The sequence below is a fragment of the Bacillus sp. LQ16 genome, assembly GCF_057784645.1.
On sequence record NZ_CM173491.1, the window covers coordinates 3,790,359 to 3,804,464 of the forward strand.

The 14,106-nt window shown below is 35.8% G+C and carries 12 protein-coding genes; 3 read left to right on the plus strand and 9 right to left on the minus strand.

Annotated elements, in window-relative coordinates; translation table 11 throughout:
- Positions 1 to 8: 8 nt before the first annotated feature.
- The 7 genes from priA to AC3EMB_RS18935 all read right to left on the minus strand — a co-directional run bounded on the left by priA (position 9) and on the right by AC3EMB_RS18935 (position 8,664).
- Positions 9 to 2,414: a primosomal protein N' gene (priA, locus tag AC3EMB_RS18905; protein ID WP_488517224.1), complete on the minus strand. Its 2,406-nt coding sequence runs from the start codon at positions 2,412 to 2,414 to the stop codon at positions 9 to 11.
- Positions 2,411 to 3,616: a bifunctional phosphopantothenoylcysteine decarboxylase/phosphopantothenate--cysteine ligase CoaBC gene (gene coaBC, locus AC3EMB_RS18910; protein WP_000911748.1), complete on the minus strand. Its 1,206-nt coding sequence runs from the start codon at positions 3,614 to 3,616 to the stop codon at positions 2,411 to 2,413. Before coaBC ends, priA begins: the two co-directional genes overlap by 4 nt.
- A gap of 172 nt (positions 3,617 to 3,788) precedes the next feature.
- The gene (gene rpoZ / locus AC3EMB_RS18915) at positions 3,789 to 4,001 is read right to left on the minus strand and encodes a DNA-directed RNA polymerase subunit omega (RefSeq protein ID WP_000933961.1); all 213 of its coding nucleotides are present in this window, start codon (positions 3,999 to 4,001) and stop codon (positions 3,789 to 3,791) included.
- 2 nt (positions 4,002 to 4,003) lie between these two features.
- Positions 4,004 to 4,621, minus strand: coding sequence for a guanylate kinase (gmk, locus tag AC3EMB_RS18920; RefSeq protein WP_001257742.1), 618 nt, complete (start codon positions 4,619 to 4,621; stop codon positions 4,004 to 4,006).
- A 13-nt stretch (positions 4,622 to 4,634) separates the two neighbouring features.
- The gene (remA, locus tag AC3EMB_RS18925) at positions 4,635 to 4,898 is read right to left on the minus strand and encodes an extracellular matrix/biofilm regulator RemA (protein WP_001251456.1); all 264 of its coding nucleotides are present in this window, start codon (positions 4,896 to 4,898) and stop codon (positions 4,635 to 4,637) included.
- Positions 4,899 to 4,965: 67 nt separating this feature from the next.
- Positions 4,966 to 5,841: a YicC/YloC family endoribonuclease gene (locus AC3EMB_RS18930; RefSeq protein WP_000625865.1), complete on the minus strand. Its 876-nt coding sequence runs from the start codon at positions 5,839 to 5,841 to the stop codon at positions 4,966 to 4,968.
- 99 nt (positions 5,842 to 5,940) lie between these two features.
- Positions 5,941 to 8,664 (minus strand): calcium-translocating P-type ATPase, SERCA-type, encoded by a 2,724-nt coding sequence (locus tag AC3EMB_RS18935; RefSeq protein ID WP_488517225.1) that lies wholly within the window; start codon positions 8,662 to 8,664, stop codon positions 5,941 to 5,943.
- A gap of 105 nt (positions 8,665 to 8,769) precedes the next feature.
- On the opposite strand from AC3EMB_RS18935, the gene AC3EMB_RS18940 reads away from it, so the two are divergent.
- A complete protein-coding gene (locus AC3EMB_RS18940; protein WP_000863271.1) occupies positions 8,770 to 10,479 on the plus strand; it encodes an Rqc2 family fibronectin-binding protein in 1,710 nt (569 codons plus the stop codon).
- 50 nt (positions 10,480 to 10,529) lie between these two features.
- On the opposite strand, the gene AC3EMB_RS18945 is transcribed toward AC3EMB_RS18940, so the two are convergent.
- The gene (locus tag AC3EMB_RS18945; RefSeq protein WP_000736520.1) at positions 10,530 to 11,711 is read right to left on the minus strand and encodes a lysozyme inhibitor LprI family protein; all 1,182 of its coding nucleotides are present in this window, start codon (positions 11,709 to 11,711) and stop codon (positions 10,530 to 10,532) included.
- Positions 11,712 to 12,017: 306 nt separating this feature from the next.
- On the opposite strand from AC3EMB_RS18945, the gene AC3EMB_RS18950 reads away from it, so the two are divergent.
- Both AC3EMB_RS18950 and AC3EMB_RS18955 read left to right on the plus strand, forming a co-directional pair.
- On the plus strand, positions 12,018 to 13,088 hold the full coding sequence (locus tag AC3EMB_RS18950; protein ID WP_001102865.1) for a M24 family metallopeptidase: 1,071 nt from the start codon (positions 12,018 to 12,020) through the stop codon (positions 13,086 to 13,088).
- 81 nt (positions 13,089 to 13,169) lie between these two features.
- Positions 13,170 to 13,694, plus strand: a complete 525-nt coding sequence (locus AC3EMB_RS18955) for a DinB family protein (protein ID WP_001012056.1) — start codon at positions 13,170 to 13,172, stop codon at positions 13,692 to 13,694.
- A 32-nt stretch (positions 13,695 to 13,726) separates the two neighbouring features.
- Here AC3EMB_RS18955 and AC3EMB_RS18960 read toward each other — a convergent pair whose 3' ends face one another.
- Positions 13,727 to 14,095: a YoqO family protein gene (locus AC3EMB_RS18960; RefSeq protein WP_001208250.1), complete on the minus strand. Its 369-nt coding sequence runs from the start codon at positions 14,093 to 14,095 to the stop codon at positions 13,727 to 13,729.
- Positions 14,096 to 14,106: the final 11 nt, after the last annotated feature.

Consider the following 14,106-nt stretch of genomic DNA (forward strand, 5'->3'; position numbering starts at 1 on the left):
TCCCTCCGCTACATTAACATTGTTGGATTAAAATCAATTGAGATTTGTAGCTCTTTTTGCATTTCTGCTTGATAATGTTCATTTACCATTTTGAGCACGTTCTTTAAGTTTGGTTCCCGTTTGTATTTTATCATGCATTGATAACGATATCTATCTTTTATCCTTGGAATTGCTGAAGCAACTGGTCCTAACACCATTGTTTGCTGTGAGCAATGCGTTCGCAAATACGAGGCAATTTTTTCCGTCACTTGCACCGCTTTTAATAATTCTGGATGAGATACGGTTATGAGTACAACATAGTAATATGGGGGATATTGTCTTGTTCGCCTCATTTGCATTTCTTGGTCAAAAAACACATCATATTGTTGGTTCTTCGCTAACTCTATACTGTAATGTTCTGGCGTATATGTTTGAATCACAACTTCCCCTGGCAATTCATGTCTACCCGCTCGTCCACTTACTTGCGTCAATAACTGATATGTCTTTTCACTTGCCCGAAAATCAGGTAAGTGAAGCATCGTATCTGCAGTTAAAACCCCAACAAGAGTTACTTTCGGAAAATCTAATCCTTTAGCAATCATTTGTGTTCCAAGTAGTATATCTGCTTTTTCTTCCCCAAACGCCTTTAATAATTTTTCATGCATTCCTTTTCGACTTGTCGTATCTACATCCATTCGAATGACTCGCGCCTCTGGAAATAGTTTTGTAATTTCTTCTTCTACCTTTTGTGTACCTGTACCAAAGAAACGAATGTATGTACTTTGACAAGCAGGACACTCAGTTGGCATATTTTCTTCATAACTACAATAATGACATTTTAAACGATGATTCATTTTATGATATGTCAATGAAATATCACAATGCGGACATTGTACAACATATCCACAATCACGGCACATAACAAATGTAGAATGACCTCTTCTATTTAAAAATAGTACCATCTGTTCTTTCTTTTCTAATCGATCTGCTATTTTTTCATGCAGCGCCTTAGAAAACATTGATCTATTCCCGTCACGAAGTTCTTCTCGCATGTCAACAATCTCTACCGTTGGTAAAGCTTGTTCATTCATACGTTTTTCCATTGTTAGTAGTTCATAAACACCTTTTTTCGCCCTTGCAAACGATTCAAGTGTTGGTGTCGCACTACCAAGAACGATAGGACATTTATGATATTGCCCTCTCCAGATAGCTACATCTCTTGCATGATACCTCGGATTATCTTCTTGTTTGTAACTTGATTCATGCTCTTCATCAATAATAATAATCCCTAAATTCTCAAAAGGCGCAAAAACGGCTGAACGCGCACCAACTACAACTTTCACTTCTTTTCTTAAAATCTTACGCCACTCGTCATACTTTTCTCCAACAGACAACGCACTATGAAGAACTGCAACTTGCGAGCCAAACCTACCTTTAAAACGATCCACCATTTGGGGCGTTAGTGCAATTTCAGGAACAAGAACGATAGCTTCTTTTCCTTTCTCGAGCACTGCTGCTATAGATTGTAAATATACTTCTGTCTTTCCACTTCCTGTAACACCATATAGTAAAAATGGATTATAAGTTTCATTTGTAATTGATGATAAAATCGGTGTAATAACTTGATTTTGTTCCTCCGTAAGTGGAAATGGTTTCGTTTGTTCAAAATCATCATCGTCATACGGATTTCGGTATACTTCCACATACTTTTCTGAAATGAAGCCCTTTTTAACAAGTGCTTTTATTGGAGCATCTGTTATTTGTAACTCTTCTGTAATTATTTTCAATGGTACACTTTTATAATTTTCCACAAAATAATAAAGTACATCTTGTTGTTTTTTACTTTTCAGTTCAAATGCCGCTAATTCCAATTTATCTTCTGGCAACTCCGGCTGAACAACTCTTTGCTTCTTCTTTTGTACTTTATCTTTCACTTGATAAACGACTTCAACCGTACCATTTTTAATTTCTTGTTGAATAGTCCGGTATAAATGTGGCTGCTGCTCGAGTACTTCAAAATCAATTGCTTCTTTATCCTGAAATAAATATAGTATTTCAGATGCTATTTCTTCCTGCTTACAAATTTGTAGACGTTTTTTATACGTTGCTTTTATCGCAGTTGGAAGCATCACTTGAAAAGCTGAAATCATGTAGCATAACGTTTCACTTGTAAGCCAATATCCAAGCTTTAATAATTCATCATTTAAAACCGGTGTTACATCTAATATTTCATGGATTGTCTTTAACTTCTTACTTTCTACATCCACCGAATCTTTAATCCCAATAATAAAACCTTGTAATTTCCTTGGCCCAAACGGAACTACTACACGCATTCCTGTCTGTACAATATCTTCCCATTTTTCAGGGATAATGTAATCAAATGGTCGATCTGTCTGACGGGCAGGTACATCAACAATTACACTTGCAAATTTCATAAACGATCATCTTCTAACATCATTTCAATTTGCTTTAATATTTCACGAGCTACCTCTTTTTTCAGTAAAAGTGGTAACTCAATAACTTTTCCATCTTTTCTATACATTGTTACAATATTCGTATCCGTGCCAAATCCAGCTCCTTGCGCTTTTACATCATTCGCGACAATCATATCTGCATTTTTCTCACGTAGTTTTTTCGTTGCATATTCCTCTACATTTGTCGTTTCAGCAGCAAAACCGATAAGTAACTGTTTATCCTTTTTCTGACCTAACGTTTTTAAAATATCCACCGTTCTTTCGAGTTCAATGACAGCATCACCATTTTGCTTTTTCATTTTATTATCATGAACATATTTCGGACGATAATCTGCAACTGCTGCTGTTTTAATGACAACGTCTACGTTTTGATAATGTTGAAGAACTGCTTCTAACATATCTTGTGCAGATTCCACTTGCACTGTCGTTACATGTAACGGTGGATTTAATGCTGTCGGTCCTGAAACGAGTATAACATCAGCGCCTAAATTCGCCGCCACTTCTGCAATCGCATACCCCATTTTTCCAGAAGAAAAATTCGTCATAAAACGAACTGGATCAACTTTTTCACGTGTTGGGCCAGCAGTTATTAATATTCTTTTTCCCTGCAATGGTTTGTGTTCTGAGAAAGCTTCCTCTAACCGTGCAATAATCGCTTCAGGTTCTTCTAGTCGTCCCTTCGCTACATATCCACATGCTAAAAAGCCTTCCCCAGGCTCAATAAATGTATATCCTAGCGTTTTCAATGTCATCATATTTTTTTGAACAATTTTATTTTCATACATATGCACATTCATAGCAGGCGCAATCCATACCGGGGCTGTAGTAGCTAACAGAGTAGTTGTAATCATATCATCTGCAATACCACCAGCTAACTTTCCAATACAATTGGCAGTAGCAGGTGCGACAAGTACAACATCCGCCCAATCTGCTAAATCAATATGAGCAATAACAGCCGAGTCTTTCTCATCAAACGTATCCGTATATACATCATGGCGAGAAAGCGCTTGGAATGTAAGAGGCGTAACAAACTTCATTGCCGACTCACTCATCATTACTTTTACAATCGCGCCAGATTGTGTCAATTTACTCGTTAACGCAGCTGCTTTAAAAACCGCAATGCCTCCTGTTACACATAGAAGTATCTTTTTCCCTTTTAGCATATGACTCGTCCTCTTTCTTTTTCAAACTTATAATACTGAAATAGAATTCCCAGCTCGTCAGTACCAATATTTCATTCCTTTCGTAAAAAAATAACAACCTACTTGTAAATAGGTTGTTACCGTTACATAGAAAATTATAAAGTCTATGTTTTATTTTGTCGAAGGCAAAGGCTTATTCAGCTACTTTATCTTCACTTGGTACGTAGCTTAATGCTTCTGCATCGATTTCTTCTAATGCTTTACCTACACATTTATGAGAAACAGGTTGCTCTACAACACAGTTATTAGCAAGTTGCATTTCACGTGCGCGTTTTGCAGCCACTGTTACTAATGTGTACTTAGAATCGATTTTTTGTAGTAATGAGTCAATTGATGGATTTAACATAATTATAGACCCTCCGTCATTTCTTTATAATATTTTGCTACCCTTTCGCGGCGGCAATGTTCGCCAACCACAATTGCTTTAATTCTATCACAAGCTAATTCAACTTGATCGTTTTCTACTACATAGTCGTAAGCGTCCATCATCTCGATTTCTTCTTTCGCTACAGTTAAACGATTTTCAATAACATCTTCAGTCTCTGTACCACGTCCGACAATACGGCTCTTTAGTTCAGATAAACTTGGAGGTGCTAAGAAAATAAATACACCTTCTGGGAAAGCTTTCTTAACTTGAATTGCTCCTTGCACTTCAATTTCTAAGAATACATCTTTTCCTTCTTGTAATGTTTTTTCAACATAGTCAATTGGTGTTCCGTAATAATTACCTACGAACTCAGCCCACTCAAGTAATCTTTCATTACGAATCATTTCCTCAAATTCTTCTCTTTCTTTAAAGAAATAATCCACACCATCTACTTCACCTTCACGCGGCTTACGTGTCGTTACTGAAATAGAGTACTGAAAACGTGTATCCTCATGGCTAAACAGCTCTTTACGAACCGTTCCTTTTCCAACCCCAGAAGGCCCTGAAAGAACGATGAGCAATCCTCTTCTACTTCTCATAAATATGTAAAACCTACCCTTCCTCACTTAAATCTTCTTTATTATTCAAACGATGTGCAATCGTCTCTGGTTGAATTGGACTTAATACAACATGCCCATCATCCATAACAATAACCGCCCTTGTTTTTCTCCCATACGTAGCATCAAGCAAAGCATTATGTTCGCGTGCTTCTTGTACTGTTCGTTTAATAGGAGCTGACTCCGGACTTACAATAGCAATAATTCGATGAGCAGATACAATATTTCCGTATCCAATATTTAAAAACCGCATGGCCATAGTTTGCGCCTCCTAGTAAGTCTATCCGATTTCTCCACCACGTATAACTTTATATATTTTTTGAAAGCTACTCAATATTTTGTACTTGTTCACGAATTTTTTCAAGGTTATTTTTCATTTCTACAACATATTTTGAAATTGTTAAGTCATTTGCCTTAGAACCAATCGTATTAATTTCTCTATGCATCTCTTGCACGATGAAATCCATTTTCCTTCCAACAGGCTCTTCAATCTGCAATGTTTCACGAAATTGCTCTAAATGACTTTGCAAACGAACTAACTCTTCATGAATATCACAACGCTCTGCAAAGATTGCGACTTCTGTTAGCAATCTTTGTTCATCTAACTCTTGATTATGTAATTCTTTTAAGCGATTTTCTAATCGTTCACGATATTTTTGTGTAACAATTGGTGCATGTGGAATAATTGCATTTACACAATTGCTAATCTCTTGTAAACGATACGCTATATCTTTATGTAATCGTTCTCCTTCGTCATCTCTCATCGTTTTCAACATATGAGCAGCTTGACGAACAGCCTCATATAAACTGTTCTCAAAATGTTCATTTACATTTTCTATTTCTTCAATTGCTGTTACTTCTGGCATTGCCATTAATTGCTCGAGTGTAATAGAATCTTGTAATTGAAACTTTCCTTTTATATCTTCCATCATCGATTGGTACTGCTCAAGAAGTGACCAATTCACACTTAATTTTCTTTCAACAAGTCCTTCACCTGCTATACTAATAGACACTTCAATGCGTCCACGTCGAACTTGCTGTGCAATTATTTTACGAATTTTGTCCTCAAATACCATCATTTGCTTAGGAAGTCGAATACTCATCTCTAAAAAACGGTGGTTCACCGATTTCATTTCTACTGTAATTTGAAAAGTATCACTTTCTACTTTCGATCTTCCAAACCCTGTCATACTAGAAATCATTTTTATCACATCCAAGCCATAAAATAACTCAATGAAAAAGGTAATAGAGACAAGGCTCTACTACCTTCTGTAAATTATATCACATTTTCATAACATTGACTATTTCAAGTTTAATCCCTTCTTATATAACATTGGCTTTTTCTTTTTCGCCTTTTTCCCTGTTAATAAAGAACCTACTAGTAAGAAAGTCGGAATTGATGACAAACCTCCAATTAATAACCAATCTCTTGCTTGTATCGGCATTGTGCTAAAAATCGGTTGTAACGGTGGATAATATATCACCACTAGCATGAGTAGTAATGAAATGATAACCGCCCCTACTAAATACACGTTCCCAAATGGATTACGATGAAAGACAGAATGCTCACTACGACAATCAAATACATGAATAAGCTGAGCAAGTACCAACGTCGCGAACGCTACAGTTTGTGCATATTTCAGTTCATTTGGATGTTGGTTATACGCAATAATAAACGCTACTAACGTCACTGCCCCAATTAAAAAACCTCGACTTATTATTTTCCACGCAAGCCCTCTAGCGAATACCCCTTCTTTCGGGTGGCGCGGCGTTCTCTTCATCACATCTCCTTCAGCCTTATCCAAACCTAATGCCATCGCTGGTAAACCATCAGTAACTAAGTTCACCCATAAAATTTGAATAGGAACCATCGGCAGGGGTAATGCAAGTAACATCGCAAATAACATAACTAAAATTTCTCCAACATTTGATGCTAATAAATATCGGATGAACTTACGTATGTTCTCGTATATATTTCTTCCTTCTTTAATCGCTGACTTAATTGTAGCAAAATTATCGTCTAGTAAAACAAGTGAAGAGGCTTCTTTTGCAACATCTGTCCCTGTAATCCCCATCGCTATCCCAATATCAGCTGTTTTTATAGCTGGAGCATCGTTCACTCCATCACCTGTCATCGCTACTATATGCCCTTGATTTTGCAGTGCCTTAACAATTTTTAATTTATGTTCAGGTGATACACGAGCGAATACATACGTATCTTCTACAACATTTTCTAATTCCTCCACATCCATATTCGCGAGTTCTACTCCTTCAACAACGCGTCCATCTGGTGGCAAAACTCCTAATTGTTCAGCAATCGCCATTGCTGTCACTTTATGATCACCTGTAATCATTACTGTTCGAATACCAGCTTCTTTACACTCTTTTACCGCCTGCGCCACTTCTGGTCTTGGTGGGTCAATCATACCTTGTATCCCAACTAACATAAAATCTTTTTCAACGTCTCTTTCATGTTCAATAGAATCCGTTATTTTTAAAGGTTTAAACGCAACTGCAATTGTTCGAAGCGCTTGACTACCTAAACTATGAATAGCCGCCTGTACTTCTTTTCTATATAGCTCACTTAATGGCTGTTGCTTATCCCCCCATAAAATCGTTTGACTCATTTGTAAAAGAACATCCGGTGCTCCCTTCGTAACAATAAACTTTTTCCCCTCTCGATCTCGTACAATAACACTCATCATTTTTCGAGTTGAATCAAATGGAAATTCACGAATAACTTCAAATTTCCCTTTCAATGCCTCACGTGTTATCCCAGCTTTCATTGCTGCAGCTACAAGCGCTCCCTCTGTTGGATCTCCATCTAATACGTACGCCTTTTTCTTTTGAATAATATTTGCATTGTTACATAGTGAACCAAATGTAAGTAGCTGATAAAGTGCTTTTGTCTTAGCTGGATTCACTTCTTTTTCACCTTTTATAAAAGAGCCATTAGGTTCATATCCTTGCCCTGTCACTTTCCACAATTCTCCGCCTGACCACATATGTGTTACCATCATTTTGTTTTGCGTCATTGTTCCCGTTTTATCAGAACATATAACGGAAGCACAACCTAACGTTTCTACGGCTGGTAACTTTCGTACAATTGCTCTCTTTTTTATCATACGCTGTACACCAAGTGATAAAGCTACTGTAACAATTGCCGGCAACCCTTCTGGAATAGCCGCAACAGCCAGAGACACACCAGCTAAAAACATATGATATACTTCATTCCCTTGATACACACCAGCTAATACAACGAGTGCTGTCAAAATAAGAGCCACAATAATTAATATTTTTCCGAGCTGTTCTAACCTTCTTTGCAGTGGTGTTTCCATTTGCTCTGCATTTTGTAACATATTTGCAATTTGCCCCATCGCTGTATTCATACCAGTTGCTACAACGACTCCTGTACCAGATCCTCGCGTAATCATTGTCCCCATAAAAGCCATATTTTTTTGATCACCAATTGCAACATCTTGCCCTTGCAATGCTTCTACCTTCTTTTGTACAGGTACGGACTCCCCTGTCAAAGCAGACTCTTCAATATATAAACTTGATGCTTCAACAAGACGCACATCAGCCCCAATACGATCACCACTGGAAAACTTAATAATATCACCTAAAACAAGTGCTTTAGATGGTGCTTTTACCCACTTTCCATTCCGCATTACAGTAACTTGTGGAGCGGCTAGTTCCTTTAAAGCTTCCAATGATTTTTCAGCTTTTCTTTCTTGAAAAAATCCGAGAATACCATTGATAATAACAATGGCAACAATAGCAATAGAATCAATGTATTCACCTAAAAACGCAGAAACAATTGTTGCTCCAAACAAAACGAGTACCATGAAATCTTTAAACTGTGCTAAAAATACCATTAGTGCAGAAGGCCTTTTTGCTTCTTCTAATTCATTAGTACCAAATTTCTTTACGCGCCCTTCTGCTTCTTTCTCTGTAAGTCCAACCTTTACATTCGTATTCGTTCTTTCTTCCACTTCATGTGCCCGCATTCCATACCAGTTCATCCTGCCATCGACCTCCTGATTCCAGACATACTCTATTGAAAGCTTATTCAGCCTCGTCCAAAAAAATGCTATAATTAACTTTTAGTTAGAAAGGAGTGTTCATTTATGGCATTCGATGGATTATTTACAAGAGCAATTACACATGAAATTGCAAATTCTCTTTACACAGGAAGAATTTCCAAAATATATCAACCTTCAAAGTATGAGATTTTATTACATATTCGAGCAAACGGAAAGAACCAAAAACTAATTCTTTCGTCTCACCCTACATATGCGCGTCTGCACTTAACGAATCAAAACTACGATTCACCAGCAATACCGCCAATGTTTTGTATGCTTCTTCGTAAACATTTAGAAGGTGGGTTTATTGAAAAAATTGAACAAATTGACTTAGAACGTATTATTCAAATTACAGTTCGCAGTCGGAATGAAATTGGAGACGAATCATTAAAAACATTAGTCATCGAAATAATGGGCCGACATAGTAACATTATCTTAGTAGATACGAAAACAAATGTTATTTTAGATAGCTTAAAACACATATCTTTAGCGGTAAACCGCCATCGTACTGTATACGCTGGAGCTGAATATATTGCACCACCAGCACAACATAAAATTAACCCACTTCAGATTGAAACAAATGATGAATTTATTAGACCACTAGACTTTCTATCTGGAAACATGGATAAACAGCTTGTCGGCACCTTTACGGGAATATCCCCGTTATTCGCAAAAGAAGTAGTGAAAAAAGCTGGTATGGTAAATGAAAAAGCATTAGCGGATGCATTTTTCTCCATACAAAAACCATTATTAACTCATACATATTCACCAGCGATGACTACTTCAAATGGGAAAGAATTCTTTTATCTTTTCCCTCTTGCACACTTGCAAGGAGAAGATAAGACGTTCTCATCTGTTAGTGAATTGCTTGATCGTTTCTTTTTCGGAAAAGCAGAGCGCGATCGTGTAAAACAACAAGCTCATGATTTAGAACGCTTTATGCAAAATGAAAAAAATAAAAACGAGAAAAAACTCATTAAACTCGAAAAAACACTGCAAGATGCTGGAAAAGCAGATAAATATCAACTATTTGGAGAGCTACTTACAGCTAATATGTACGCTTTGAAAAAAGGCGATAAAGATATTGAGGTCGTTAATTATTACGATGAAAATGGCGGAACTGTAAAAATCACATTAGATCCTTTAAAAACACCATCTGAAAATGCACAACGCTATTTCCAAAAGTATCAAAAAGCAAAAAATTCAGTTGTTGTTGTAGAAGAACAAATCGAAAAAACCAATGAAGAAATTCTTTATTTTGATAGCTTACTTCAACAAATGGAAGCTGCTTCTTCAAAAGATATTGAAGAAATTCGTGAGGAATTAGCTGAAGAAGGTTATGTGCGCAATCGCAAAACGAAAAACGCAAAGAAAAAGCCTACTAAGCCAGTATTAGATAAATATTTAGCAAGTGATGGCACAGAGATTTTCGTTGGTAAAAACAATAAACAAAATGATTATTTAACAACGAAGTTTGCCCGCCGTGATGAAATTTGGTTACATACGAAAGACATACCTGGCTCTCACGTTGTCATTCGTTCTTTAGAGCCTGCTGAAGAAACTTTACTAGAAGCTGCCAAAATTGCCGCTTATTACAGTAAAGCGAAAGAGTCTAGCTCTGTACCTGTTGATTTCACTAAAATACGCCATGTGAAAAAACCGAGTGGTGCAAAACTTGGTTTTGTTACGTACGACAATCAGCAAACCGTATATGTAACACCAGATGCTGATATTGTAATGAAATTAAAAGCGTAAATACAAAAATGCGTTGCTTATAAGCAACGCATTTTTTATATTCGTTCACACTAGTTCATATACCCATTTACTAATTCATAACATCTTGCTTTTGTCATCTTATATTTCTCTTCTGAAGCTTCTATACGCCTCATCGTTCCGTTATTTGTATCAGTACCAATTGCTTTAACTTTACTTTCTTTTTCTTTAACCCACGCAATTTGTTTCGTTTTTAACGACTGAAACGCATCAGGTGACATCGTACTTTTTAATGTACTGTAAATTTCATTTAGTTTATTATCCCACAGTTCATAATTTCCTTCTATTTCATTTACTATATCATTGGTTGACATAGCATTCGTATGTTTTTCTTGTTTATCTATAGCAGCTAATTCACTTAAAACATTTGCTCTATCTATCTTTGAAGAAGATTCTTTTTGCGATTGTTTCTCTTCTTTTGAGCCTGTATACGCACTCGAATCCTTTCTCTGTACTTGTTCTGTTTCTTGAATATTTCTTTCTTTCGTTACCTTTTCATACCTATTTTTATCTACATTGTATGAAATAAGAGATGTTTTCGCATTTACAGTAATTAATCCGTTACTATCTTTGAATATGTATTTCTTATCGCCACTATTTTCTTCACTTACAAATGACACATTCTTATCGTCTGGCATTTTTAAAATTCTATTTGCTTCTTCTTTTGTAAGTTTTAAATCTTCAGGAAAAACGAATGACCATTTATCCATTAACCATTCCCCTTCTTTATACACCAAATGAAATTCCCAATCTTGGGCCGCATGACCTATTTCATCTTCTAAACTTAATGTATGTACCGTTAAATTTTCTTTATCTTGTGAAGAAGAAAATCTTATTTCAGTTTGAAAATAATTTGGGAATGGTAACATATCAGTCTCTCTCGATCTATTAAAGTTAGCAAGCAATTCAGGAAGCTGATTCTCTACAAACTTTTCTGAAACCAATCCTTTAACTCCTTTTTTAGCTGTCTCTAAATCCCCAGGATTATTTCGGCTCCATCCATTTTCTTTTTCCATCTCACTAAACGCATTTGCTATTCCATCTACACTCTTTCTTACAATCTTTTTCGCTTCTTTTTCTGTCACTTCTGGCGCTTCATCAAGCTGTTCAATCGTTTCATTTACTTGAACTTTGTGTTCACTTGTTTCACACCCCGTTATAACAAGCATACTAGCGGCCAAACAAAATGACATTACTTTACTTAATTTCTTCATACACTCACATTCCTTAACCCAGTTTTTTTCGTTACATCTCTTTACCTATAAAAAACGTAACAATCCCTTATTATACCAATTAACTTAATTCATTTATACAAAAAATATAATATTTAAATTAAAAAGATTTTCGTTTGCGAGTTTATATTATTGTTCAGTCACATAAAAACTTACTGTAAAAATTTTATATATATTTATTTTACATTCGTCTAGTTTTTTTGACACACAGCTACCCTCTTCTCTTTTATTCTAAATAAATATACTGGCACAATTCTTGCTTTATTAATGTAAAAAGGAGGAATTAAAATGAATGTAAGAATAACTAACATCCAAAAACAACTACATAATTACGGAATCGACGGGTTACTTATTACAAAAAAAGAAAACCGTCAATACGCAACAAACTTTACAGGTAGCGCAGGCGTTGTCTTAATCGCTGCGCATAAAGCTATTTTCATTACTGATTTCCGTTACGTAGATCAAGCAAAAACGGAAATAAAAGCAGCAGAAATTATTATGCATAAAGGAAATTTAGAAGAAGAAGTTGCAAATCAAGTATCAAAATTAAACATTCAAAAACTTGGTATAGAAGACAATAATATGACTTTGCAACAATTTAAGAAACTACAAAAATATATACATACAGAAATGGTTCCAGTGTGTGAGATTATTGAAGATATTCGACTTATTAAAGACACATCCGAAATAGAAACAATGAAAATCGCAGCTACAATCGCTGACGAAGCATTTCACCATATTGTTACATTTCTAAAGCCTGGAATAAGCGAGACTGACGTTCGAGATGAGTTAGAATTTTTCATGCGAAAAAAAGGGGCTACATCTTCTTCATTCCAAATCATTGTAGCCTCAGGCGTTCGTTCTTCACTTCCCCATGGAGTTGCATCAAATAAAATAATCGAACGAGGCGATATCGTTACATTAGACTTCGGTGCACTTTACGACGGATATTGTTCCGATATAACACGTACCGTAGCAATCGGGGAACCATCGGAAGAATTCCAAAAAATATACAATGTTGTACGAGAAGCGTTAAAGCGTGGGACTGAAGCAATTAAGCCTGGAGAAACTGCGAAAAGTATCGATGATATAACGAGGAATTACATTACAGAACATGGATACGGTCAATACTTTGGCCACTCTACCGGGCACGGTCTTGGGTTAGAAATACATGAACCACTTCGCTTATCCCAAGAAAGCAAGGCAACTTTACAAGAAGGTATGGTTGTTACAGTTGAGCCGGGCATTTACATACCGAACTGGGGCGGTTGTAGAATCGAAGATGATATTGTCATCACCAAAGATGGTTATGACGTTATTACAAAATCAAATAGAGAACTAATTATAATCCCTTGTTAATATTATGAAGGTTTAAACAAAACTTTTTTTGCACATAGAATTCCTTCTCTGGAGTATTCATTTAAAGAGGGGGAATTTTAATTGAATTTTGTAATTGATAAATTGGAGGGTTTACATGTAGAATTTTCAAAGCTTGTTTCCATGATGAATTACGCTCGCTATACAACAATGCAAGCAGTGGAAAGTTTAACAATTGAAGAACTTGATTATTTATATGATAAGGAAGCAAATTCAATTGGCATGTTATTGTATCATATGGCTGCTATTGAATTTTACTACCAGATTCATACTTTTGAAGACCGTGAACCAACGGAGGCTGAATTAGAACGCTGGTTACCTGGCATTGAATTAGGCGATCTTGGGCGTGAGAAAATAAAAGGAAACGCTATAGAATTTTACATAAATACATTACAAGAAGTACGTTCCAAAACAATCGAGACTTTTCAATCGTTACCTGATGAATGGTTATTTAAAACGACAGACTTTTGGTATGACAAACCAGCAAATAACTATTTTAAGTGGTTTCACGTTTTTGAAGATGAAATCAATCATCGTGGACAAATTCGTTTAATTAAAAAGATGCAAAAAGCTCATGCAGTAAAATGAGGAAATGCCACCGAATAAGGTGGCATTTTCTTTTATTCATTAACGAATAGCTTTTCGTTTACTATTTTAGTGACTACCACTACCAACATTAAAATGCATATTAAATATAGCATTTTCGCAATAAACAACCACCCTTGAAACATTACAATTCCATCTATTATCTCATTTCCTTTCCATAACAAAAACGGAATTGTGCTGATTATAATGACAAATTCGATGCTGAAAACCATTTTCTTTTTTCGACTATATGCTTTCCATTCATTCCAGCGATACATAGGAGCAAAAATCAATACTCCTATACATAATATAACTGGTACCCATTCACTGTTAAGAAATTGTCCTGAAATAATTGATAATAGTAAACAAACTAGCACACCATAATATCCTATTTTTTCTCTCATTCGTACTCCCC